Annotated in this window: 24 protein-coding genes; 13 read left to right on the forward strand and 11 right to left on the reverse strand. The window is 58.4% G+C overall.

Annotation, left to right across the window (positions count from 1 at the left end):
- Positions 1-61: 61 nt before the first annotated feature.
- From VEB01_RS11290 to VEB01_RS11305, 4 genes are all read right to left on the reverse strand, one after another.
- Complete coding sequence (locus VEB01_RS11290) at positions 62-877, reverse strand: formylmethanofuran dehydrogenase subunit C (RefSeq protein WP_324875487.1); 816 nt, start codon at positions 875-877, stop codon at positions 62-64.
- Positions 874-1,770, reverse strand: a complete 897-nt coding sequence (gene fhcD, locus VEB01_RS11295; protein ID WP_324875489.1) for a formylmethanofuran--tetrahydromethanopterin N-formyltransferase — start codon at positions 1,768-1,770, stop codon at positions 874-876. Before fhcD ends, VEB01_RS11290 begins: the two co-directional genes overlap by 4 nt.
- Before the next feature lie 190 nt (positions 1,771-1,960).
- The gene (locus VEB01_RS11300; protein WP_324875491.1) at positions 1,961-3,631 is read right to left on the reverse strand and encodes a formylmethanofuran dehydrogenase subunit A; all 1,671 of its coding nucleotides are present in this window, start codon (positions 3,629-3,631) and stop codon (positions 1,961-1,963) included.
- Between the two features lie 577 nt (positions 3,632-4,208).
- Positions 4,209-5,492 (reverse strand): formylmethanofuran dehydrogenase subunit B, encoded by a 1,284-nt coding sequence (locus tag VEB01_RS11305; protein WP_324875493.1) that lies wholly within the window; start codon positions 5,490-5,492, stop codon positions 4,209-4,211.
- Positions 5,493-5,747: 255 nt separating this feature from the next.
- Between VEB01_RS11305 and VEB01_RS11310 the strand changes: the two genes are divergently transcribed.
- From VEB01_RS11310 to fae, 6 genes are all read left to right on the forward strand, one after another.
- A complete protein-coding gene (locus VEB01_RS11310) occupies positions 5,748-6,782 on the forward strand; it encodes a beta-ribofuranosylaminobenzene 5'-phosphate synthase family protein (protein ID WP_324875495.1) in 1,035 nt (344 codons plus the stop codon).
- 81 nt (positions 6,783-6,863) lie between these two features.
- A complete protein-coding gene (locus VEB01_RS11315) occupies positions 6,864-7,988 on the forward strand; it encodes an ATP-grasp domain-containing protein (RefSeq protein WP_324875498.1) in 1,125 nt (374 codons plus the stop codon).
- 40 nt (positions 7,989-8,028) lie between these two features.
- Entirely contained in the window at positions 8,029-9,024 is a 996-nt protein-coding gene (gene mch / locus VEB01_RS11320; RefSeq protein ID WP_324875500.1) for a methenyltetrahydromethanopterin cyclohydrolase, read from the forward strand.
- A 1-nt stretch (position 9,025) separates the two neighbouring features.
- A complete protein-coding gene (locus tag VEB01_RS11325; RefSeq protein WP_324875502.1) occupies positions 9,026-9,940 on the forward strand; it encodes an ATP-grasp domain-containing protein in 915 nt (304 codons plus the stop codon).
- Positions 9,937-10,839 (forward strand): triphosphoribosyl-dephospho-CoA synthase, encoded by a 903-nt coding sequence (locus tag VEB01_RS11330; RefSeq protein WP_324875504.1) that lies wholly within the window; start codon positions 9,937-9,939, stop codon positions 10,837-10,839. The genes VEB01_RS11325 and VEB01_RS11330 overlap by 4 nt, the downstream gene beginning before the upstream one ends.
- A gap of 112 nt (positions 10,840-10,951) precedes the next feature.
- Positions 10,952-11,464, forward strand: coding sequence for a formaldehyde-activating enzyme (fae, locus tag VEB01_RS11335; RefSeq protein WP_324875572.1), 513 nt, complete (start codon positions 10,952-10,954; stop codon positions 11,462-11,464).
- A gap of 71 nt (positions 11,465-11,535) precedes the next feature.
- On the opposite strand, the gene VEB01_RS11340 is transcribed toward fae, so the two are convergent.
- On the reverse strand, positions 11,536-12,252 hold the full coding sequence (locus VEB01_RS11340) for a HisA/HisF-related TIM barrel protein (protein WP_324875506.1): 717 nt from the start codon (positions 12,250-12,252) through the stop codon (positions 11,536-11,538).
- A gap of 11 nt (positions 12,253-12,263) precedes the next feature.
- On the opposite strand from VEB01_RS11340, the gene VEB01_RS11345 reads away from it, so the two are divergent.
- The 6 genes from VEB01_RS11345 (at position 12,264) to VEB01_RS11370 (ending at position 17,180) form a co-directional block, all read left to right on the forward strand.
- Entirely contained in the window at positions 12,264-13,274 is a 1,011-nt protein-coding gene (locus VEB01_RS11345; RefSeq protein WP_324875508.1) for an ATP-grasp domain-containing protein, read from the forward strand.
- A complete protein-coding gene (locus VEB01_RS11350) occupies positions 13,264-14,322 on the forward strand; it encodes a hydantoinase/oxoprolinase family protein (protein WP_324875510.1) in 1,059 nt (352 codons plus the stop codon). The genes VEB01_RS11345 and VEB01_RS11350 overlap by 11 nt, the downstream gene beginning before the upstream one ends.
- Positions 14,319-15,725, forward strand: coding sequence for an aminodeoxychorismate synthase component I (gene pabB / locus VEB01_RS11355; protein ID WP_324875512.1), 1,407 nt, complete (start codon positions 14,319-14,321; stop codon positions 15,723-15,725). The genes VEB01_RS11350 and pabB overlap by 4 nt, the downstream gene beginning before the upstream one ends.
- Positions 15,703-16,323, forward strand: coding sequence for an amino acid kinase family protein (locus VEB01_RS11360; protein ID WP_324875514.1), 621 nt, complete (start codon positions 15,703-15,705; stop codon positions 16,321-16,323). The genes pabB and VEB01_RS11360 overlap by 23 nt, the downstream gene beginning before the upstream one ends.
- A 181-nt stretch (positions 16,324-16,504) precedes the next feature.
- On the forward strand, positions 16,505-16,738 hold the full coding sequence (gene moaD, locus VEB01_RS11365) for a molybdopterin converting factor subunit 1 (RefSeq protein ID WP_324875516.1): 234 nt from the start codon (positions 16,505-16,507) through the stop codon (positions 16,736-16,738).
- 1 nt (position 16,739) lies between these two features.
- Positions 16,740-17,180: a molybdenum cofactor biosynthesis protein MoaE gene (locus VEB01_RS11370; protein WP_324875519.1), complete on the forward strand. Its 441-nt coding sequence runs from the start codon at positions 16,740-16,742 to the stop codon at positions 17,178-17,180.
- Between the two features lie 229 nt (positions 17,181-17,409).
- On the opposite strand, the gene VEB01_RS11375 is transcribed toward VEB01_RS11370, so the two are convergent.
- The 4 genes from VEB01_RS11375 to VEB01_RS11390 are packed head-to-tail and all read right to left on the reverse strand — an operon-like array spanning position 17,410 to position 20,646.
- A complete protein-coding gene (locus VEB01_RS11375) occupies positions 17,410-17,955 on the reverse strand; it encodes a CAP domain-containing protein (RefSeq protein ID WP_324875520.1) in 546 nt (181 codons plus the stop codon).
- Entirely contained in the window at positions 17,936-18,562 is a 627-nt protein-coding gene (locus tag VEB01_RS11380; RefSeq protein WP_324875522.1) for a TorD/DmsD family molecular chaperone, read from the reverse strand. Before VEB01_RS11380 ends, VEB01_RS11375 begins: the two co-directional genes overlap by 20 nt.
- Positions 18,559-20,208, reverse strand: coding sequence for a 4Fe-4S binding protein (locus VEB01_RS11385; protein WP_324875523.1), 1,650 nt, complete (start codon positions 20,206-20,208; stop codon positions 18,559-18,561). The genes VEB01_RS11380 and VEB01_RS11385 overlap by 4 nt, the downstream gene beginning before the upstream one ends.
- 12 nt (positions 20,209-20,220) lie before the next feature.
- Positions 20,221-20,646 carry a DUF3306 domain-containing protein gene (locus VEB01_RS11390; RefSeq protein ID WP_324875524.1) on the reverse strand — a complete coding sequence of 142 codons (426 nt, stop codon included), beginning with the start codon at positions 20,644-20,646 and terminating at the stop codon, positions 20,221-20,223.
- A gap of 141 nt (positions 20,647-20,787) precedes the next feature.
- Here VEB01_RS11390 and VEB01_RS11395 point away from each other — a divergent pair, with 141 nt between their 5' ends.
- Positions 20,788-23,313 (forward strand): DNA phosphorothioation-associated putative methyltransferase, encoded by a 2,526-nt coding sequence (locus VEB01_RS11395; RefSeq protein ID WP_324875525.1) that lies wholly within the window; start codon positions 20,788-20,790, stop codon positions 23,311-23,313.
- Positions 23,314-23,342: 29 nt separating this feature from the next.
- On the opposite strand, the gene VEB01_RS11400 is transcribed toward VEB01_RS11395, so the two are convergent.
- Together VEB01_RS11400 and VEB01_RS11405 are read right to left on the reverse strand one after the other, a co-directional pair.
- Positions 23,343-23,660 (reverse strand): CcdB family protein, encoded by a 318-nt coding sequence (locus VEB01_RS11400; RefSeq protein ID WP_324875527.1) that lies wholly within the window; start codon positions 23,658-23,660, stop codon positions 23,343-23,345.
- 1 nt (position 23,661) lies between these two features.
- Positions 23,662-23,901 carry a type II toxin-antitoxin system CcdA family antitoxin gene (locus VEB01_RS11405; RefSeq protein ID WP_324875528.1) on the reverse strand — a complete coding sequence of 80 codons (240 nt, stop codon included), beginning with the start codon at positions 23,899-23,901 and terminating at the stop codon, positions 23,662-23,664.
- Between the last annotated feature and the right edge of the window lie 16 nt (positions 23,902-23,917).

Here is a 23,917-nt window from a genome sequence, read left to right on the forward strand (position 1 = left end):
GCCTATGTGAGTGCGCGGTTGGCGAAGACAGTTTGTGGAAAATGCGTGGCGTAATGCATGATTAGACGGCTATGAGTATTTCACCTTTGCCCAGTCCGCACATGTCTCCGGCATAGCGTCGCACCCGCCTAAGCGGGCCGGACATGTCGGAGAAGCGAGTCTCCAGCCCTTGAAAACCTTTCAGAAGCAGCGGTATGAAACCTAGCGTATGGGTGCCGCAATCATTGAAGGTAGGCGGAATGGATGTGGGTACTTGGGCGAGCAGTACGGTGCCGCGGCCCATGCCATACCCGAGATGATCCCCGACTTTGCCCAGGACGGCAATGGTGCCCGCCGTCATGCGGGCGCCAAGGTAACATCCGGCATCGCCCTCGATGAGGATGGCGCCGCGTCTCAGGTGGTCGCCCACGCGGTCGCCGGCATTTCCTTTAACGATGACTACGCCGCCGGCCATGCCTTTCTTGTTGCCGGGAAGGCAGGCGCCGAGAAAATCGCCGGTGTTGCCGCGAATCAAAATTTCGCCGTTTTTCATCTCGCAGGCGGCATACGCGTCGACGTTGCCGCTGACAACGACGCGTCCGCCCTTGAGGTGCATGCCTAGATAACTGCCGGCATCGCCCTCGATGTGGATTTCGCCCCGGCTCATGCCCTTGCCGATATAGTCAAGCTTGCCGGTAGCGCCTCGAAACACCAGGCTGTCGGAATTTTGCCCTTCGATGGAAAACAGCTCATCGGTACGGATCTGCCGGTTGCCGCATTGCAGCAATTCGGCTCCGACTTCACTCGGCGATTTGCCGGTGAGTCGATCCGGCGTCAATGGGGACGCATCGACCCGTTGTTTGAGTTCGGCCTTCAGGGTGAAGGTAAGCGCCGTCATGCCATGATCTCCTGAAGATGGAAAAGGAAAGGACCCAGTTTGCCGCCGTAATTGCCGGCGCTGATGCGGCGAATGCCGTTTTGGGCGCCCAAACCGCAGGCTGCTTCAATGCCCACCCGCATGGCCTTTTTGATGTCCTCATCGGTCAATCCGTCGATGACGATTTCCATGACCGATTCGACTTCTGGGCTTAAATCCGTCTTGGTCTGGCCCTTGAGCGTGGGGCAGAACGCGTCGTTGGTCGATGCGGACAGTGCTTTGTATTTCGAGCCGACCTTGGAGCCGGAGCGCACCACGCCGCCGGGGAAAGGCATGATGACGTTAGGTATCTTTTTCATCGCTTCGATGGCCGCCTCACAGGCGGCCAAGGCCTGAGGCTGGCTTTCCGCCAGGATCAGGAAGTTGCCGCCTCCCACCGCCTTGACCGTAGCCGTGGTGTCCTCACAAAGGAACTCGCCGTCCATTACCGGGACGCGCCAATACCGTTTGCCGTTGATGCGCTTGGATATCTGAAATCCGTCGCCGAAGAAGCGGAGGTTCTTGCCCAAGGGAATTTTTTCGCCCTCGGCGATGCCGGCGAACAGTGCCGAGGTGGGGGCGGTCAACACGCACTGGCCAGCACGGGTTTCCACCTGCTTGGCTAAGCCCTTGCCACCCATGGCGAAGATCAATACGGAAATGCCGGGCCGTCCGTCCGGCGTCTCGTTCGGATCGAGCTCGCGTTCGATGCCTGCTTCACAGCCACAGGCGATGACCGAGGTGGCAAAGCCTGCCATGGCCTGTGCGGCGTAATAGGCCCATTTTAAGTTTTGGGCGGTGATGACGACCCGTGTGGCCCTCATCGGGAAGGCTTCGGCGAAAGTCGCATCGATCTGCACGCCGTTAATATTCATACGATTCCTCACGGCTTGTTTGTTCTATTTGTAGGATATTGGTTTCGACCCGGGGCATGGCGGCAAAAGTCATGATGCTTCAATCGTTTTCGTATCGCCCGCTTCAGCGACTTCACAGGAAAGAGTGCTTCCAGGAGCGGCTCGAGTACTTCGTTTCTCAATGGAGAGAGGATTCCCGTGCCATTTCTCGCTAAGCCTGCCCTTGGCAGGGATGAACGAGGATCTTGCTGCGTCCGTCGCCCTCGATTTCCCAGTCGCGGATGATGAAATTGTCCATCTTCATGGTATGGTAGCGGTCGAAATAATCCCGCAGCAGACCTTCAATGCCGGGGCGATCGAATTCCGGCTTGACCGTGTGCACATTGCCCCACACGACCTTGACGACTTCGCCATTGCGTACGACCAACTCGCCATCCTTGAATACATAATCCGGTCTGGTAAACATCGCCTCCTTGTCTTCCTGCTCGGTGTATATCGTAATGTCTGCGGCAGCCCCGGCGCCTAGATGGCCCCGGTCGCCGAGGCCCAGAATCCGGGCGGCGCCGGCGCGGGTCATGATCGCGATCTCGTATAGGCTGTACTCGCGGTCGATGGAGCCGAGCGTGCTCAGGGCGGCGGCGTCGGGGTTGATGGTTGAGAGCATATCGTTGCGGAAGCTCTTGTCCATCAGCAGCCGGATCAAATGCGGATAAGTGGTGAACGGTGCACCGTTGGGGTGGTCGGTGGTGAGGAAAATGCGCCAGGGGTCGTCCACCAGCAGGAAAATTTCAAGACCGATACACCATTGCAGCGCGTTGACGAAGTTCTGGTCCCTGTACTTGAACGGCACGATGCCGCAGCCGGCATCACACTCGATATCCATGCACACCCATTTGTTCGGGTGGGCGTGATGGGCGTTGGCGAACTGGCGCATGGAGTCGCCCGATGCGGTGACGGTCTGGCCGAATAGAACTTGCCCCACGTCCGCTGTGATATTGCGATGCTTATTGATGGCTTCGGCGATCTGAGCCGCGCCGGAGGAAAACTTGCGGTCGCCCTCGGTGCCGTAGCTGTGGAACTGGATGTGGGTCAGATGCATCGGCAAGCCTTCGATGCCGGTGATCGTGTTCAGCGTGGTCTCCAGGTTGCCCGGCACCCCCAGGTTGCAGCCGTGCACATGCAGGGGATGGGATACGCCCAATTCGTGAACCGCCCTAGCCAGCTTCTGAAGGATTTGGCGCGGCGTGACGCCGTAGTGGCAGTGTTGTTCGTCCAGGTCCAGCTTGCGCTGGTTGAACTTGAATGCGCTGATGCCGCCGGGATTGACTACTTTGATGCCGATGCATTGGCTGGAATGTAGGGTCCAGGCCACGTAATTGTTGATGACTTCCTGGTCGGCTCCGGACGAGAGAAGGCGCAGAAAGAAATCATCGCTGCCGAGCATGGCGTAACCGCCTACGTCCATAAGAGGCACGTCAGCCATTTCCATGTGGGCTTGGCGGGCATTGATGGGCAGCACTGCCGGTTCGAAGCCCGTGGTATAGCCCATTTCCGCATAACGATAGCCGGTGGTCAGTGTGGAGGGCGCGGCATGGCCGCAGCCGGCGCGCTTCAGTCCCGAGCGGGGCGACGGATCGGCGCGGTGGTCTTCCGGCAGGAGGTTGCGGGCGATCGTTACCTTTCCGCCGCCTATATGCGTGTGCATGTCGATGGCCCCGGCCATGATCACCTTGCCGCGGCAATCGTATTCCTGATCGGGAGTCACGCCATGGACATCGGCATGGGCTGTGATCCGTCCATCGCGGATGTAAATGTCCCGCACTTGGCCATTGATGCTGTGCGTGGGATCGTAGACAGTGCCGCCCGTGAGTTTAATCAGCATGAAAGAAGCTCTCCTGTGGTTTATTACCGCAAGCTGATACCGCTGGTCCGGTCACACCCCGTGGCCGCCGTTAGAAACAGTCTCAGCGGATCGGCTTTGCCGCCGCGGTCGTTATGCAACGACGCTGGAGACCGATGGACAGGATGAAAAGGCGGTGCTGGCATCGATTTGATGAAATGGTCTTTGTAGAGCCATCCCTGACCGCAGAAGGCTAATTGTGTCTATGTCGCTAAAAGCTATCCACCATTTTTCCATCGATGGATACACTTCTTCGCAAAATCATGTGAAAACACGCGATTCGTCAGATTCCGGAAATGGACGGCGGAGGAATCCGAATCAATCTGACACAATGCCCCTTCCGCAGGCTCGGTTCAGCCTGAAAGAATAAGCAACCCGGTTTAACTTTTCAACTCGACGGCATCGAGTAAGACGGAAAAAGGCCGCGCCAGCGAAGAATGGGGAGGCGCTGTAAAGGGTAAATTCCGTGAGGTGCGGAGGGGTTGATTCCGAACGTTCTCCCTGTTTGCTCCGGGGTGCGGCGGGGCAAACAGGGGGGCAGAGAGCAGTCGGGGTGCCGCTAGACGGTTGTGCCGAGCGCTTGTTCGATCGCCCGCAGCACATCGGAGGCCTTGAATAGGCCGGCCTCGCGGATTTGGTACAACGGCATGGCGACGACATTGTCGCAACGGTACATGTGACCGGCTGAGTCGATGCCGGGCACGCCCACCGGGATAAATACTTCCGGTTCGGATTCGAAGCGCATTCCGGAGCGGCCGATGACCACCGTGGGCACTTCGCTAACCGGAGGAGGCGTGAGGCTCAGGCTTGATACCCAGACCAGGGTGTCCGCTTCGCCGCTTGCCAGGAGTCGCGCCGCGCCGTTGTGGTAAGGGTCGTATTCGGGGTAGCCGCGGGCGTAGCTGACGCGCGTGGGATAACCGCTGATCCATGAGCACACCTGGCTCGCGGTGCGATCGCCATCCTGGCCGCCCAGCGGCAATGCGGCGATGCGGGTGTCTTTATTCAGCGTTGCCACCATCTGGCACAGCTGCTGTACGGTCAATTCGGCGTTGGGAAACGCAAGTTGTCCCGCAGCCCAGGTCACTACGCTGTAATTTGCTTGGCGTAGCCGATCCACCACGGATTGAAGCTCTGCGACGGGAATGCCGGCGACTTGTTCCGCTTGCAGTCTTGCGCCTTTGGCCAGGGCTGAAAGCGCCGCCGCCACTTCCGGCAGGCTCTCTTGGGCGCAGGGGATGACTTTCGGCAAGCGACCGTCGGGGGCAATGGCTGCCAGGCCGGCGGGCGCGCGGCCGATGAAGATGATTTCGCGCTTGCCGGTATCCCCGCCGAACAGCGTTTCCTTGGTCCAGATGAAGCGTTCGAAGAAGCGCGGGAAATTGAGCTCGATATCCGTGCCGAACGAAACCAGAACCTCCGCCCGGTTCTTGAGTTCGCCTAAGGTTGTCGCCATCCAGCCGGAATCCGCCAACACCAGGAGGTTGCGCAAACCGCCCTCGGCGCGCATTTGATCGAATACGCCACGGCAACGGTCGATTAGGGATAGCGCAGCGCGGGTTTCGCTGACATCGGTGCCGAAGCCGCTGAATACCGGGAGACGTGCGCTTTTCAATATTTCTGCGGCGCGTGCGACAGCTTGGTCCAGCGTAGCCGGTTTTCCGGCGATGCGCGGAACGGTGTCGGTGATCGGTTGCTCGAAGCCGGGTATCGTTACGGCGTCCCCGTTGTTGAGTACCTTGACCTGTCGGCCCTCGACTTCGATTTTCAGATCGTCCGAGGCGATGCCGCAAAATGGGCTGGGAACGTTTTCGAAGCCGCGGGTTTGGGTGCTTTCAGTCATGCCCTTTCCCTTTGTACGTTAGTTAAATGGTAATAGAACGAATGGCGCAAAGGCTGGAGCCCCATGGGCAAGGAGGCGTCGGAACTAGCAAAGCATAGGGGCTTCGGCGGGAATTTTCAACTTGAGATCGGCGGCGGCACTCCGGTGAAACGAGGCCGACTGCGGTCGACAAACCGAGGACCATGCAATAGCATGTCCCTTTTAGTTGCTTTTTAAACGGAATTATCCGTCGCCCCCCGGAAGTCGTTCTAGCCAATGTCAGTCAATTCCTTATTCGACCATAAGCTTCGCGCCCGAGTTATCGCTCCGGCACGTTTGCATATGGGCTTTCTCGATCTAGGCGGTTCCTTGGGGAGGCGTTTCGGCAGTATCGGCATCGCCGTCAATGAAATCGCGACGAAACTGTCGCTGACTCCATCGCACCGGCTGACCGCCCATGGGCCCGGTGCGGACCGGGCAATTGCCGCCGTTGATAAGTTTGCCGCCGCACTGGGGCGAAATTTCGAAACCGAGATTCATATCCAGGATGTCATACCGGGACACATCGGACTCGGCTCCGGTACGCAGCTTGAACTGGCTGTGGGTATGGGGTTGTCCCGGCTTTACGACCTCGACTTGGCGGTGCGCGATATCGCTCCGATTGTCGAGCGAGGTGCGCGCTCGGGTATCGGTATCGCCGTATTCGAGCAGGGAGGTTTGGTGGTCGACGGCGGGCGCGGCGAAAATACCGTAATTCCGCCGGTCATCACCCGCCTGGAGTTTCCCTCGGACTGGCGTTTCATTCTGGTTTTGGACGAGCGGGATCTGGGGTTGCACGGAAAGGAAGAGATCGAGGCATTCCGATCCTTGCCGGTCTTTCCCGCCGCGGAGGCCGCACATCTTTGCCATTTGCTGGTGATGAAGGGGTTGCCTGCATTAGTGGAGCGTGATATCCGAGGCTTCGGCGAGGTGATCGCGGAGTTGCAGCGTTCGGTGGGCGATTATTTCGCACCGGCTCAGGGCGGACGCTTTACCAGCACCGACGTCGCCAACGCGCTGGCTTTTCTCGAAGCGCAAGGCGCTGTCGGTATCGGTCAGAGCTCTTGGGGGCCGACCGGTTTTTGCCTGGTTGAGGATGTGTCTCGCGCGGAAACTTTAGTAAGCGCTGCGCGACAGCATTTCACGGGTACGACCGGTCTCCGGTTCCTATTGGCCAGCCCGCGCAATAAAGGAGCGGACGTCGTGTTGGAGCGGGCGGTTGTGGAAAATCAACGTGTCGAAGCCTCGCGAGAAAAGGCGTTTCGTTTGTAGTTCCGGTGTCCCGCGCGCCGGTCGCGCGAGAAGGAGCGTTTCCGTCCGTGCGGCCGCTGACAATCATCGGGGAAATCCTTGATGTGTGACATGCCGGAACGCCTGCTACTGCTCGGCTGCTCGGCAAGGATGCTGGCGCAGTCGGCGGCACGTGCCGGGATTCGGCCGGTCTCGATCGATTTTTTCGCCGATCAGGAAACACGCGCCTGTTCCGAGTATTGCGCGGTGGTGAACCCCGCCGAAATCGGTTTTGAGCGGAAATGCCTCCTGCAAGCCGCCGAGCGGCTCGCCCCGGCGGATCGGGCGTTTGCGCTGGTCTACGGTAGCGGTCTGGATGCCGACCCCGGTATTTTGGAAGAGTTGGCGCGAGGGCGAACGCTGTACGGCAACCCACCCGAAATTCTATATCTACTAAAAACTCCGGATACCTTTTTCGACCTGCTTCGACGGCTCGATATTCCATACCCGGAATCCGTCCGAATGCGGCCGTCCGATCCGGAAAACTGGCTGCTGAAGTCCGGTTGCAGCGAGGGTGGCAAGGGTGTACGCTTTCCCGCCCAAGCGGAACCGGGCGCGACCGACTATTACCAGCGCCGGCTTCCCGGCAAGGCCTTGTCCGCCCTGTTTCTGGCAAACGGCCAAAATGCCGGCATAATCGGTTTCAACACCTTGTGGACGGCTAGCCATCATGTTGGCCAGCCGTTTTTATTTGCCGGCGCCGTCAATCGAGCCGATATCACTCCGGAACAGCGGTGGCAGGTGCAAGCGTATGTCACGCGTTTGGTTCGCGCGGTGTCGCTTAAAGGGCTGAATAGCCTGGATTTCATGCTCGATGGCGAAGTGTGCCGGGTTCTGGAAGTAAATCCAAGACCGAGCGCTACCATGGTTTTATACGACGGGGATTTTCCTCAAGGGTTGTTGGCCGAACACATTCGGGCGTGCCGCGGGGAATTTCGGGATACAGGCAGGCCCGGTGATACCGTGCGGGCTTTTAAGGCCTTTTTCTCATTGTGGGATCTTGAGGTGTCGGAGGCCATGGCTTGGCCGGATTGGTGTGCGGATCGGCCGGTTCCGGGCGTTTGTATCGGCGTCGACCAGCCGGTATGTACCATTCACGCCGAGGGAGCCGACCGCCGGAGCGTCGAACTTTTGATCGAACAGCGGAAAAGCGAGTTGCTCAAACGATTGCGGGCGGCTAATTGCTAAGTTAAAGACAAGTTTTTATCCAAAGGGCAAGAGGGTAACCATGCAACACACAGTCAGCGTGAATGCGCACGCGCTTCCCATCGTCAAGTATATGATCGCCAATGCCGACAAGCTGCGGCTAAAGGTCGATAAGCTGGAGAACGGCTGCACTGTTATCGATGCCGGTATCGAGGCGGTGGGAGGACTCGAAGCGGGGCGCTTGATCGCGGAAATTTGCATGGGCGGACTGGGCACCGTCACCCTGACTCACAATCCGACGTTTAGCCGTTGGCCCGTCACGGTCAACGTTCATTCCACGAATCCCGTTATTTCCTGCCTGGGCAGCCAGTATGCCGGATGGAGTCTGTCCCACGGCGAGGGCAAGAGCGCTTTTTATGCTCTAGGGTCCGGCCCGGCGCGGGCGATGGCGACTAAAATCAAGGACGGCAACGAGGAACCTGTCGAAGAGCTTTATAAAGAACTGGGCTATCGCGATTATGGCAACGAGACGGCCATCGTGATGGAGGTGGACAAGGTTCCGCCGGTTGAGGTTATCGAGAAGATCGCCCGGGCCTGCAAAGTGGACGCCAGCGGTGTCAACGTTATCCTGACGCCCACCTCAAGCCTCGCCGGCGGGATGCAGGTCGTCGGCCGGGTGTTGGAAGTCGCTTTGCACAAGGCGCATTCGCTGCATTTCCCGCTGGGAAACATCATCGACGGAACCGGGTCCGCTCCCGTTCCGCCGCCTCACCCCAATTTCGTCAAAGCCATGGGGCGGACCAACGATGCCATTCTATTCGGCGGCACCGTGCATCTGTTTGTAAAGGGCGGCGACGAAGCAGCCGAGATGCTGGCCAACGAGCTGCCGAGCTCGGTTTCCAGAGATTACGGCCGGCCGTTTGCCGAGGTGTTCAAGGACTACAAGTACGACTTCTTCAAGGTCGATCCGATGCTGTTCAGCCCGGCCAGCGTAATCGTCACGGCTGTGGAATCCGGCCGCAGTTTCCACGCCGGCAAGCTGGACAATGAGCTCCTGGAGCGTTCCTTCGGAGAATAATTTGGGCCGCATCGCGATCATCACCGACGATCCCGGCTGGCACGGTAAGCGCCTGCGCGAGGCTTTGGCCGCACGGGGCTACGACTACCGCTATGTGTCCCTGACTGCCTGCGGGATCAATCTCGAACCCGACGGATTGCCGGTTATCATGCCGGGCTTCGAGGGCCGTCTGCCCGATGGGGTGTTCGTGCGCGGCGTGCCGGGAGGATCGCTGGATCAGGTGGTGTTTTACCTGGATGTGCTGCACGCATTGAAGCTGCTCGGGATTCCGGTATACAACGACGGCCGGGCGGTCGAACGCACTGTCGACAAGGCCATGACCAGCTTCATACTGCAGCGTGCCGGCATACCGACGCCGCCTACCTGGGTGCTGGGCAATCGCGATGAGGCGCTCAACCTGGCCGAGCGGGAGCTGCGCGAGGGGCATCAGGTCGTCTCCAAACCCTTATTCGGCTCCCAAGGGCAAGGTTTGCAACGTTACGAAAAGTCGGAGGATCTGAAGGGGCTGAGTGACAGCAACGGCATTTTCTATATGCAGCGCTTCGTGAGTTGCGGTGAGCAACCCCACGATTTTCGGGTATTCGTCATCAAGGGAAAGGCGGTGGCCGCCATGCGGCGCTGCGGCGTTACCTGGCTGAATAACGTCGCTCAGGGTGCTCGTTGCGAGCCGGTGCGGCTTGATGATCTGCTGCTGTGTCGGCTGGCGGAAGATGCCGTAAGAGTTTTGGACATGGGCTACGCGGGTGTCGACATCATCCGCGATCATCACGGCCGTTACAGCGTGCTTGAAGTCAACAGTATTCCGGCATGGAAGGGTTTGCAGAGTGTCAGTAACGTATCGATCGCCGATTTATTGGTCGACGACTTTCTGTCTCTTTGCCGTCCTCCGTCCCACGAGGAAATCCGAGCGCGGTGACGTCGGTGCCGATCCTCACTCAGCGGAACGCTTTGCTGTCCGCTTACCTTCAAGCCTGTGAGACGGAACTCCGCGCCTTCAAGCCGGGCAACGTCAGTGTTTATTCTGAAGCCCACGATATGACCGTGGAAGACTTCCGGCATAGCGCGGTGGCCAGCGGGCCTTTTCTTTGCAATCCGGATCTTTCTTTGGGCGAGAAGATTTTCCAAGCGACTCGGGCCACCCGCGAAGTCATCCACTGTAACACCAATCTTGGTATCGTTCTGTTAGCCGCCCCGCTGTTTCAGGCTGTGCAGGAGATTCGCGAAGGCGAAACGCTTAGGAATGCGCTTCAGCGGGTTCTCCGCGCCACGACGCAGGCCGATGCGGATTGGACGTATAAGGCCATACGGTTGGCGCAGCCCGGCGGGTTGGGCGGATCACCGGATCAGGATGTTCGAGACGCGCCGGAGGTCACATTGCTGGAAGCCATGCGCCTGGCGGAGAACCGTGATCGTATCGCTTATCAATTCACTAATTCCTATGCGGATGTTTTTGATTTAGCGATTCCACGTTATCATATTGCGTTGTCCCATTGGGGCAATGAGGAATGGGCGGCAGTGGCGGTATTCGTAGGATTGCTAAAGCGTATTCCCGACAGCCATATCGAGCGCAAATTCGGCACTCGCGTTACAGGGATGGTTGCCAGCCGAATGATGCAGATCGATAAGGCGTTATCCGTCTCCGATAGACCGGAACAGGTTACGCCACTTCTACAAGAAGTGGATGCCGAGTTTAAGTCTGGCGGAATAAATCCGGGTACGACGGCCGATCTCACAGTAGCGTGTTTGCTGGCCGTGCGCCTGGAAGCGCTGCTGAGCAGGTGCAAGCGGAAGACGGGTTGTTTTCCGGAAACATAGAGGCACATCAGCGCAACAATAAGGATATTGGTTTTTATACTTCGCTTGGGGAGACATGGCAATGTCGTTACTTCAGAAGTTTTTTTCTTTCTTTACCAAAGAGGAGATCGCAATGGGAAAAATCGATAAGATGTTGGTGGGTGAAGCTTTGTGTGGTGGCGGCAACGAAATCGCCCACATCGACTTGATCATGGGACCGCGTGGCAGCGCCGCCGAGACTGCTTTCGCTAACTGCATCACCAACAATAAAGACGGATTCAGCAGCTTGCTGGCGGTAGTAGCACCGAACCTGATGGCTAAGCCGAACACCGTCATGTTCAACAAAGTTACCATCAAGAACGGCAAGCAGGCTACCCAGATGTTTGGGCCGGCGCAGCGCGGTGTTGCCATGGCTGTGGCCGATTGCGTCGAAGACGGCACCATTCCTGCCAATGAAGCCGATGACATCTTTATCTGCGTAGGCGTATTCATCCACTGGCTGGCTGAAGACGACGCCAAGATTCAAGACTACAACTACGAAGCCACCAAGCTGTCCATCAAGCGCGCCGTTGCCGGCGAGCCGAAGGCTGCCGACGTTGTGGCTCAGAAGGGTCAGATCGAACACCCCTTCGCTGCGCACAAATAATCGCGCTAATCGAAAAACGTTGCCCCGATATCGGGGCAACGTTTTTTTTTGCCCATAATTCTCGGATTCTCTCAAGATCCCCATTCCGAATCCCGAGCCGAACGCTCAATCATCCGCGAGTCCACGATGCCGGAATGCAGGGCGCTGGCGATTAACACGCCGGCCGCTCCCATGGCTTTAAGCCGTCTCAGATCTTGTTCGTTCCGTATGCCTCCAGCCGCAATGAAGCGTCGGTGGGAATGCTTCCGGCTAAAGACCTCCAGACGGTCGAAATCGGGGCCGGTCGTACTGCCCACATGGGACAGGCTCATCAAGATCACGCTTTCCGGCCAGAGCTCGGGGCTATCTAACAGTTGCTTCGCCCCTAACAGGCGTTCGTCGAGAAAGTCCAGCGATAAAACGAACCCCGAACGTAAGCTGGCCAGGAGCGGCACAGATTCCTCAGAGAGGGATTCACTACCGACGACCATGCGGGCATTATTTTCAGATGGAAAAGAAGGGATCTTGTCGTGGCGCGGCAGCCCCTGATCTATCCAGAATTCGACCTCCGGAAAGGTGCGCAGCAGATCGAGCAGCAAATCGGCTTGGGAGCCTTTGTCCATGAGCGCGTCCAGATCGGCAACATAAATCCTTTTGAAAGGATGCAACCTAAGCAAGCCACGCATGACAGAGTTCGGTTCGGCAGTCGAACACAAGACGCTTTGCAGCGGGCGGTAATGCTCGCGCCGTCCCTCCTTGGCGTGTACGGCGACGCCGCTCATGATATCGATAACGGGTATGAGTTCCATCGGATGAGTGAATGAAGATACTGGTCTTTGAATATATTACCGGCGGCGGGATGGTCGATGAAACGATTCCGCGCTCCTTAGCGCGAGAGGGGGAAGCGATGCTCGCGGCACTCCTGCGGGATTTGTCCGAATTGCCGAATGTCCGTCCGGTGGTTTTCAGGGATGCGCGGCTACCCCTTCCGGGGCCAGGGTTGGCGGATGCCGCATGGGTCTTTGTCGATCTCAAGGATGAACTTGAACATCACCTTAAAGATCAGATCGAGCGTTGCGAAGCAGTATGGCCGATTGCCCCCGAGACCGGCGGCATTCTGGAGCGTCTTTGTCGCCGCGTCGAGATGGCCGGCAAGGCGCTGTTGACCAGTTCGGCCGACGCCGTCAGTGTCGCGGCAAGCAAACTGGCGACGGTGAGGCGTTTGGAAAGCGGGGGCGTGCCGACCGTTTCGACATTCGCTTTGGACGAATCAAGTCCCTTGGAATTCCCTTTGGTAGTGAAGCCAGACGATGGTATCGGTTGCGAGGGCGTCCGCATCATTGAAACTGAGGGCGGATGGAAGACTTGGGCTGCCGAAATCGACGATGTCGCTCGATATGTCGTCCAGCCGTTGATCGGAGGCGAGCCGCTTAGCCTATCCGTCCTATTTGCTCATGGAAATGCACAACTACTGAGCTGCAACCGGCAACGGATTATCAGGGCACACGATGGTTTTGCCCTGCAGGGCTGCGAGGTCGGCGCTATTCGGGCCGATCTTGTCATGTATCAAGTATTGGCCGATCAGATCGCGCGAGCCATGCCGGAGCTGTGGGGCTATGCAGGGGTTGATCTAATACAGTGTGAACAAGGGCTACGGGTGCTGGAGATCAATCCGCGCTTGACCACCTCGTACGCCGGATTGCGGCAGGTGCTGGGCATTAATCCGGCCGCTCTCATTCTGGATTTGTGGCGGAGTGGAAGGTTGTCCGAGTTTGACCCGATTCCGGGAAAACCTATTGAGATTCATTTGGAGCCGTGGGATGAGCATTGAAGTGATCGGCTGGGATATCGGCGGAGCCCATCTCAAGGCGGCGGCGCTGAACAGTGCCGGCGAAATTGTCGCGATCATTCAGGAGCCCTGTCCTTTGTGGCAGGGCTTGGATCGATTGCACGACGCCATAAGCCGAATATTGGGCGCTATTTCGCCGGGACATGGTTGTCGGCATGCGGTGACCATGACCGGCGAATTGGTCGATTTTTTCGAGAACCGGGAGCAAGGCGTTTTCGCCCTGGTCGAAGTGATGACTCAGCGTTGCCCGCAGTACGCGGTACGCATTTTCGCCGGACATGATGGATTTCTCGATTCGAAGGCCATCAAGCCGGAAAATGCTTCGAAAATCGCCTCGGTCAATTGGATGGCAAGCGCGCTTTGGGTGGCGGAAAATCTGCGCGATGCGTTGTTCGTGGATATTGGTAGCACCACCACCGATATCGCGCTGATTCGCGATCGTCAGGTTAAAACTCGGGGCTATGCCGACTACGAACGAATGCGTTACGATGAATTGCTTTACACCGGGGTAGTTCGTACCCCGGTCATGGCGCTTGCCGATCATGCGCCCTTCGAAGGCGAATGGGTCGGCGTCATGGCCGAGCATTTCGCTACCGCTGCCGATGTCTACCGGCTTTGCGGAGAATTGCCCGAGCACGCCGACCAAATGCCGGCGGCCGATGGCGGAGAAAAGACTGTTCAGGGGAGCGCTCGTCGCCTGGCCCGTTTGTTCGGGCGGGATATGGAATCCGCGTCGTTGAAGCAATGGCGACAGGCGGCGCGGTTCTTTCGGGAGCGGCAACTCGCGAAGCTTCATTCGGCTCTGGAGCGCCAATTTTCACATGCCTCGATCAGCGACGATGCCCCCTTGGTCGGTGCTGGCGTGGGACGATTTCTGGTGCGAGAATTAGCGGTGCGATTGGGTTTTGCTTATAAAGATTTCAGCGAATTGTTTTCCATGTTGACGCCGCAGAACGATTTTCACGCTTCGGATTGCGCTCCCGCCGCAGCCGTGGCTTATTTGGCGATGCGGGAGGTGGGTTTGAAATGACGCCTAGAGTTGAAGAGCTGCCTTATTTCGAGGACAGCGCCGCTTTGTTCCTTCCTTGGGCGGAACGGCGCTGGGCGGTTTTTCTGGACAGTGGATTTCCCCATAGCCGGCAGGGACGTTACGACATCATTGCGGCGGATCCTATTAGGACTCTCGTCACCCGGGGACCGCTCACCGAGATTCGGTCGGATGGCGCGATCGCGCTGTCACCCAAAGATCCATTTGCTTTGGTCAAACAATACCTTGGCGAAAAGGCTCCGCAATTGGCGGACTTGCCCTTTTGCGGCGGCGCTATCGGATACTTCGGCTATGATCTGGCACGGAGGCTGGAGAGACTGCCCGACAGGGCGGCGGATGCGGAGAACATCCCGGAGATGGTCGTAGGGATCTACGATTGGGCGGTAGTGGTGGATCACTGGGAGCGCCGCACCTGGCTTGTGGCGCAGGGGCGTGATCCCGCCATCGCGGTGCGCTGGCCCCACCTGGTTCAGGCGTTCAGCCAAATCCAGACCATCGGGTGGCAGCAGGCCGATTTTTATGTGCTCAGCGACGTCGTCTCGAATATGAGCCGTGCCGATTATGGACGGGCTTTCGGGCGCATTCTGCATTACATTCGCGAGGGCGACTGCTATCAGGTCAATTTGGCGCAACGCTTTTCGGCCTATTGCACCGGAAATCCCTGGTCGGCTTATCAACTCTTGCGGCCTTACAATCCCGCTCCGTTCAGTGCGTATCTCAATTTTCCACAAGTTCAGGTGCTAAGCTCCTCGCCGGAACGTTTTCTCAAGGTGACCGACGGCATGGTGGAAACCAAGCCTATCAAAGGTACCCGTCCCAGATCGCAGGATCCGGTGGCAGACGCGACCCAGGTGCAAGAGCTTCGGGACAGCGCCAAAGATCGCGCTGAAAACCTGATGATCGTGGATCTCCTACGCAACGACATCGGAAAGAATTGCGAGCCGGGCTCGGTTCATGTGCCCAAGTTGTTCGAGATCGAGAGTTACGCCACTGTGCATCACTTGGTCAGTACCGTGCGTGGCCGGTTGTCCGAAGGGCACAGCGCCATGGATCTTTTGCGAGGCTGTTTCCCGGGCGGTTCCATCACCGGGGCGCCCAAGATTCGCGCCATGGAGATCATCGAGGAACTTGAGCCCCATCGTCGGGGCGTGTATTGCGGCTCTATCGGTTACGTCGGCTTCGACGGCAACATGGACAGCAATATTGCCATCCGTACCTTGGTGCACTCGGACAATACGATCCGCTTCTGGGCCGGCGGCGGTATCGTGGCCGATTCAGTCCTGGACCAGGAATACCAGGAGTGCTATCACAAAGCTTCGGCCTTGTTACAGCTGCTCGATCAATTCCAAGTCAAGAGAATCGGTGCCGATCACATGGGTCGTTAAGCTGGGCGGCAGCTTGGCCGAGTCGGATGCTCTCCCGTTTTGGCTGGAAACGTTTGCGGATGCGAACGTCGTCATCGTGCCGGGCGGCGGGCCTTTCGCCGACCAGGTTCGGTCGGCGCAGCAACGCTGGTCGTTCGACGATCAAACGGCCCACGCCATGGCGCTCTTGGCCATGGGGCAATACGGGCTGATGCTGAAAGGATTGTGCCCGAAGCTCGGAATCGCGAGCGATGTCGGGGCGCTTCGGACTTCGATAGAATCCGGCCGTTCGGTGGTTTGGCTGCCTGATTTATCCCTGATGAACGATTCGGAAATTCCGGCTTCCTGGGATGTGACCTCGGACAGCTTCGCGGCTTGGTTGGCCGAGCGTTTGAATGCCTTGAACCTGCTCCTCGTCAAATCGGCGGCGATATCTTCAGACAATGTTTCATATAGCGGACTTGTCGCGCAAGGCATGGTCGATGCCGCTTTCGAGCGTTTTTCCGCTGACGCGGCTTTCGCAACGTGGATATGTCACCGGCAGGACCACCCGCGCGTGTGGGAAGGTCTGAGAGAGCCCTGCAATGTCTTTGCGCGTGTCAGATCGGTTCGCGGATAAAAAAGCACCGCTTTTGATCGAAATGGAAATAAACGCCCTTGGATAGCCTATACGTCCGAGCAGCCGGAACATGCCGAGCTACAGCAAACCAACATATTCTGCTCTCCGTCAAATGGCGCGTTTTCACAGGGCGGCGATTCTTGGATAGTTTTGTTTTTCGTAAAAAAAGAGATTGAATCGCATGTCGATCAGAGTGCGCTATTTTGGAAGCCTGCGAGAAAAGATGGGGCGAGTGGATGATAGTCTCGCTCCGGAAGATATCGATACGGTAAATGACGTATGGAAAGCGGTGAGCGAAGGGCAATACCTGCCGGATCGCATCCTCTGTGCCGTGAATATGGACTATGCCGATCCGGAAGCGCCGGTTAAGGATGGCGACGAGGTGGCGTTTTTCCCGCCGGTTACCGGGGGTTGAGGTGTTGATCGCACTTCGCCCAACCGGATTCGATCCCTACGCGGAACTATTGCGCTACCAAACGGAAATATTGGGCCATGCCGGGAAATACGGCGCGACCTGCTCGTTCGTCGGCACGATGCGCGATTTCAACGAGAGCGAGACGGTTCGGCACATGTTCCTCGACCATTATCCCGGCATGACTGAGAAGCAGCTCGAGAAGATCGTCGAAGAGGCCCAAAGCCGCTGGAGCTTCTTGGATGCACTGGTAATTCACCGCGTAGGCGAGATTCTTCCCGACCAGCCTATCGTGCTCGTAGCGGTATGGTCCTCCCATCGCGGCGCGGCGTTTGACGCCTGCCGTTACATCATGGAGGAGTTGAAAAGCCGCGCGCCGTTTTGGAAGAAGGAAGCTTTGGAGCAAAGCGAGCGCTGGGTGGAGAAGAATACCAGCGGGTATTGACGAGACCTGCCGGGATGTCCTGTTTCTAAGCGTTTTTTCATCGCGATTTAGCGGCGTGAATTGGGACGTCTCTCGCACACCCAAAATGTAGGCCGGAATAAGCGTCAGCGTTTCCGGCGTTTTCGTCCGTTGAGCGCCGGGAACGGCTGACGCCTTATCCCCGCCTACCATCCGTGATCGGAGCAGTCGTAGATCGGCAATCCTTTGCCGATAGATCGGTCTGGGGGCGCTACACTAAACCAGAAAATAGGCTAGCGGCTGGATTCGATAGCGGAGCGGCCAAGACCATTACCCAGTAAGGCGAGCCTCCTCCGCTTACCGAACAAGCGACGCCGATTTCGTCGAAATCCTTTTCCATGATGTTGGAACAGTGTTCGGGGCTGTCGAGCCAGCTCCGTAAAACTTCCCCGACCGTGCGCTGCCCTTCGGCGATGTTTTCGCCATAAGCTTGCCAGGTGTAGCCGGCTTGGGTAATTCGGTCCCCCGCCTTTCGGCCGTCCCGGCTTTTGTGCGAGAGCCGGTCGTTGCGGCTCATTTCCTTGGCGTGTTTTTCCGCGGCTTTGAACAGCTTTTGATTCCACCGTAGCGGTTTGGCGGACCCCGATCGCTTTCGGCCGCAGTATCTCGGTTCTGCACGCACGGCTTTTAGTTCGTCGACGATTTCGCGCTTGATGGTGTCAACGGACGGGCACCCGGCGGCTGATGGGGCTTCGCGGGCGAAAGTAGGGAATGCCAACCCGACACTCAAAGCGAGGCTAAGGACGAGTCTTGTCATATCCGCTTTTGGGCTTCGCCATCTCCAAATACTGTTGTTCGACGTTCAGAAAAGCTGTTCCCAGCTCGCCTACGGCTCGATAAAAACAAGCGAACTGGGCCTCTGTTAGATCGGTAAAGAAGCGCATTATCCAAGGTGCGAGATGTTTGGCGAAAAAATCTGCTTCGCGTCCCTCGGCCTCGATAATCAGAAGGCTCATCACTTCGCACAGCGCGGCGACATGATCCTCGGGCTCCTTCGCCGATGCCTGCCGTTCGATGCCAAAGCTCCGAAGCTCGTTGCGCAGGGCCGCCAGAGGCTTCTCCATGAGAAACCCGGTGAGATACCAGGAGGCATAGGGCAGCAACTCGCCCCGAGTCGGGCCTATGAATAGCGTTTGATATTCCTCGACGAGATCAATGTCGTCGGCATCGCGTGCAGAAGCCGCCAGCCTTTTCCAGGCCCGCGCCAGCGGCGGATCGTCAGGATTCTCCCCACACGGAATGGCGGCGAGCCGGTTCAGCAGTTCCCGATCCGGTACAGAGGCCAAGAGCCGGGCCAGCAGGCTGTAGGTTTCCGCCCGCCATAGATCCTCTTCGGGAATGTGCGAAGCCGCGGTGTCGTTCATGGCTTCTGCAAGGGCTGCCCTAAATGAGCCTTGACCCGGCACTCTTCGCACATCAAAAGTCGGCGTAGATTGTCCCCCTGAAACATCGGATGGTTCTGCAAGCGCTCGGTGATGGTCTTGATCATGGCGGCGGTGGCGAAAGGTTTGTCGCACTCGACGCAGCGGAATACCGCCTCCTCCTTGAGTAGTCGGATTTGCCGGGATTGCTGCGCATCGAAAAGGTAGCGCGGCGCCAATGCCATGGCGTCTTCGGGACAGGCTTTCTCGCACAGCCTGCACTGCACGCAGTTGGCCTCGATGAATTTGAGCTGCGGCTGGTCGCGGCCGTCGGCCAAGGCACGTTCCGGGCAGACGGATACGCAGGCGAGGCACAGCGTGCACTTTTCTTTATCCACCCGAACTTCGCCAAACGGTGCGCCGGCGGACAAGACCACTGATTCCGGTTGCCATGGCGTTTGCCGGTAAAGATGTTCGACGGCCAGACGGATGACGGTGCGCTTGTCGTCATCCGCCGCGAAACGGGCGTGGGCGCGGCGTAATGCAGCCGAAGGCAGTTCGGGGGCTGTCAGCGAGTTGCCCGCGCGAACCAAACGTATTAGGCCGCGAGGATAGCCCATGCCGGACAGGATTTCACCGGCATAACCGACTTGCGCGACCAGAACTTGGCGGGTCGGTTCGGTCAACTTTCCGGCCGTCAATAGGGTCACGCGCCCGACACCGTAAGCCAGGGCCGCGAGCCAGAAGTCCATGCCGCATGATCCCAGTGCCTCCAGCTCATAGGGCAGGATGTGCTTCGGCAGCTCGGTCTCGTGCTCGTTAATCCATGCGGCGCCTTCGTTGCTGTCGTGCAATAAAAGCTCGGGTTGCGAGCCGCCCGCCCCAAAAAAAGCCTCCAGCATGAGCCGCAACCGCTTCAAGCTATCTTTCCGGCGCGGGTAGGCGTAATTCATTGCGCCCGAAGGACAGACCGTGGCGCACTCGCCGCAGCCTTGGCAGCGATAGGGGTCGACCGCTACACGATCGCCGCGGGATTCGATGGCGCCCGTCCCGCAGGCGTCGAGACAAGCCCTACAGCCTTCGATGCGGCTCGCACCATGGGCGCACAGTTCGGGCCTGTATTCGAAGAACTTCGGCTTGTCGAATTCGCCGAGCAATTCGGCGAGGGCATCCAAGGCCTGTTTCCGTTTTATCGAATCACCTCCGGGGGCGAAATAGCCGATCGGCGGAACTGGCAGGCCGATTGACGGCGAGTCCTGCAGATCCAGTATGAGATCGAAAGCGGTGTTCGGCGGCAGCAGGACGGCTCCGACATTGATGCGTATTCCGCCGCATCGCGCCTCCACCCGAAAAGCCCCCAAATGGCCTTCGACGTTCGTGTCCGAGCATAGCTCCAGATAGGCTATTTCTCGACTTTTCAATAGTTCGGCCAGCGTGTCCGGCGGACTGTCTGTAAACAAGACAAAGCCGCGGAGCGTGGCCGGGAGGCATTCCGTTACCGAGACAACGGCATCGGCGTCTCCGATGATCAGCAGACAGCCGTTCGAGCGGTACGATACCAACCCGGTCGGTTCAACTTCGTAAGCAGATGCCACCTGTTTGGTGGCTTGCCGGGGACTCGGTCGGTAACTGTCGGGCGCTTCGAACATTCGGGGGCAAAATCAGCTTGAGGATTCGGTCTCGGCTCCGCTGTCTGGGGCGTTGTAGGCCATCACCGGCGTGGCGGACGATTCTGGCGAGCCGGTATCCGCTGCATTGGACGAGGGCGCCTGGGCGCGTTCCAAAGCCCAACGCATGTCAGAGGTCATGAGTTCGCCGCGAGGCTCGAAAGCGGTATAGTCGCCGTCGTAGTCGTCCAGCCCGTCACGAACGGAAAATTCCGGCTGCCGAAACAACTCGTGTAGGGCCTGTGGGTCGAATGATCCGTTCTCCGAACTCTCGGTCAGCCCATCGTGAACGACTTTCGGTGGCCCGGCCAGTTCGTTATTCTCTTTCGCGTTCAGCTTGTTTCTTGCCCAACGCTTGAAGAAAGAATCGTGTTTCTGCATTTCGGCAAACTTGCGGGTTAATTCGGTCTTCGCGGTCATCGAAATGGATTGGCCTATGGGCAAAGGGAGTCCGGGCACGAACACTACCACCATTGCTGTGGACCTGGCAAAGACCGATTTCGAATTGGCGATCGCCCATCCAAACCTACTGTGCAGCCTTGTATCGAAGGAGTTCGCTTCATGCCGTTCGGCAAATCCATCGCCCGGCACGTTTATTTCCACGTAAATCTGCTGAAAACTTTAGAGCCGGAATTGCGGGAAGCGATTTACGCCGCCGGCCGCATTGCCCAAGTACATCCTGGAGAGGACTACAACGTCGTCAAGCTGAACCAGGACCGAAACGGTGTTTCGCTGCTCGATTATCCGGGTTTTCTCGAAGAAGGCTTTCCGGTTCTCAGCCGCTACTGGACGGTCGATCTCGACAAAAACACCGCCCGCTTCCGCACCTACGAAAACTCCCTCAACCCGCCGATACTGCACCGCAAGGAACTGCTGCTGCCCGCAAGTCATCCGCATCGGGAAACCTTCGAGGCGTTGACCGCCGCCGCAGAACAAATCGGCCTATTCGATGACCCCTGTCGTATCGGTTTCAAGCAAGCTTGGGAAATGCTGCTGTCACAGCGCGGTTATCGGGTAATGGGGCATGAACTGGTGCCTATCGGCAATGACGAATCGGACCTTGCCGGTTCTTTCTTGTCTTCCGATTTCATCGGCGTCGCCCGCTATCTCACCGCCTTAACCCGCTACGGATTTTCCGCACCGGTCCAAACCCTCGCCCGCTTTGGCTTCTTGGACGGCTCCAAAACAGTGTTCGACTACGGCTGCGGACGGGGGGGCGACGTGCGCGGTCTCAAGGAAAACGGCATCGAGGCCGCTGGCTGGGACCCGTATTACGCGCCCGACGAAACCAAGCGGAGCGCCCATATCGTCAACCTGGGTTTCGTGATCAACGTCATCGAGGATATGGACGAGCGCATCGAAGCCCTACAAGGCGCCTACCGGCTGGCTGAGGAACTGTTAGCGGTCTCGGCCATGCTGGCCAACCCGGAGGCCTTGCGCGGCACGCCATACGGCGACGGCATTCTGACTTCGCGCAACACCTTTCAGAAGTACTACACCCAGGGCGAACTCCGCGCCTTCATCGCTGAGGTGCTGGACGAAGAGCCCCTGCCGGTCGGCCCCGGTATCTTTTACGTCTTCAAAGACAAGGATGCCGAGCAGCGCTTCATGGTCGGACGGCTGGAGAATCGGCGGAATACATTGCGGCTCTCCCATCTGTCGCACCCGACAAGGCCGGCACGGATCGACAAGGTGGAAGCCAGGTACGAGCAACATCGGGAACTCCTTGAATCGCTGTGGGAAAGCTGCCTAAACCTGGGCCGTGATCCCGACCGTAGCGAGTTTCCACACCCGGACGCCGTCGCCATCCATTTCGGCTCGCTCCCGGCGGCCTTGCGCTTCATCAAATCCCGCAAGGACAACGCCGAGGCTGTCCTCGAACACGCCCGGCGATCCCGCATCGACGACCTTCGCGTCTACTTCGCGTTGTGGCAGTTCGAAAAGCGCAAACCTTACCGCCATTTCGAAGCCCACCTGCAAAAGGACATCAAAGCCTTCTTCGGCGATTATCGCGCCGCCCTCGAATCTGGCCGGGAACTCCTGTTCGCCGCCGCCAGTCCTGAGGCCATTGAACGAGCCTGCCGAGAAGCCGCCGAGCAAGGCGTCGGCTGGCTGGAAGAAGGGGAATCGCTGCAACTGCCCACATGGCTAGTGGTGCAACTGCCCGCCATTCTGCGCGCCTATGTCGGCTGCGGCGTTCTCCTCTACGGCGACGTGAGCAGCGCCGATCTCATCAAGATTCATATCCGTTCCGGCAAGCTCACCCTGATGAGTTTCGACGATTTTTCCGGCAAACCGCTGCCGCGTCTGCTGCAACGGGTGAAGATCAACCTTCGCACCCAGGAACTCGACATCTTCGACTACGGCGAGCAATACGAACCGCCCTATCTCTACCGGAAATCCCGCTTCATCAACGAAGAGTTTCCGAACTACGCCGAACAACTGGCTTTCGACGAAGCGCTGGAAAACTTAGGACTGTTCGATTTCAGCGGCTACGGCCCCAAGCCGACGGAATTCCATGCCCGGCTTGCAGCCGCCCGCTGGGCCATCGACGGCTTTCGCCTCGTCCGCAGCCGCGCCACTCCGGATTTGGATGCCGCCTGCGGGCGTTATTTCATCTACCGCCAACTGATCGAATGCGGCGAAACTCAAGCCCGCACCGGTTTACCCAACCTCCCCAATGAACCCGACAGCTACACCGCGCTGTACGCCCTCGCCGTCAACATTCTGGACCCGGTGGTCGACTATTTCGGAATGATCGAACTCACCTACGGCTTCTGCTCGCCGGAACTCGCCAGACAAATCCCCGCCCGCATCGCCCCGGAACTGGACCAGCACGCCGCCCACGAACTGAGCCGGAAAGGCAGCCCGATCTGCCCCCGACTCGGCGCGGCGGTAGATTTTTTGGTGCGGGATGAAAACATGGAAGAAGTCGCCCGCTGGATCATGGCGAACCTCCCCTATGATCGGTTGTATTACTATGGCCCGGATAAGCCGGTGCATGTCAGCTATTCGGAGCGTCCGGCGGGGGAAGCGTACGAAATGAGGGTGGTTGGAGGGAGGAGGGTGCCGAGGGTTTTCAGATAATGGGCGTGGGTTGACTCCTGTCCCCCTTCTCAGAATCCCTGGAACAAAAAATCCAATGCCCCGGTAATAGCGAACTGCTGGTCGGCTAGCGACCCGACTGGCGTTTTCAACAAACGCAATGGCACGGCAGCAAGTTTCGGGGTTTCCAGAACGCACTCGATATTCTCGATATCGAATACCGGCATGAGATTCGCGGGGATTTGTGTCTCCGGGAAGCGGTCTCGCCGCCGTAGCGGTATTACTACGCGGGTTTCCAAACCTTGCAGCAAATCGCTCTGCACCTCGACCAGATAAGGTACATCGGCGGCATGAGCGCCGCCGTTGCGGTACACGTCGAAGCGCGCCATGTTAGAACATCCGCCATTCGTCCAGCGGCAAACCTTCGTCCGCCACGGTGCGGTTATAAGCGGCGATGAAGCCGGCATTTTCCTCCCGCCAGCGCCGCTCGCGTTCGCGCCGCACCAAATCGCGCAGAAATTGATCGCAGGCTTGCGAGATGTTGATGCCCAGTGCCTTGGCCTCGCTCAACACGTCGGCGGAAAGAGTGATATTAGTGGCTTTCTTGGGCGCTGTGACGGTGGGTGCCATGGCCCGATCTCCGATG

The organism is Methylocaldum sp. (assembly GCF_035627495.1).
In the GTDB taxonomy this organism is placed as follows: Bacteria; Pseudomonadota; Gammaproteobacteria; order Methylococcales; family Methylococcaceae; genus Methylocaldum.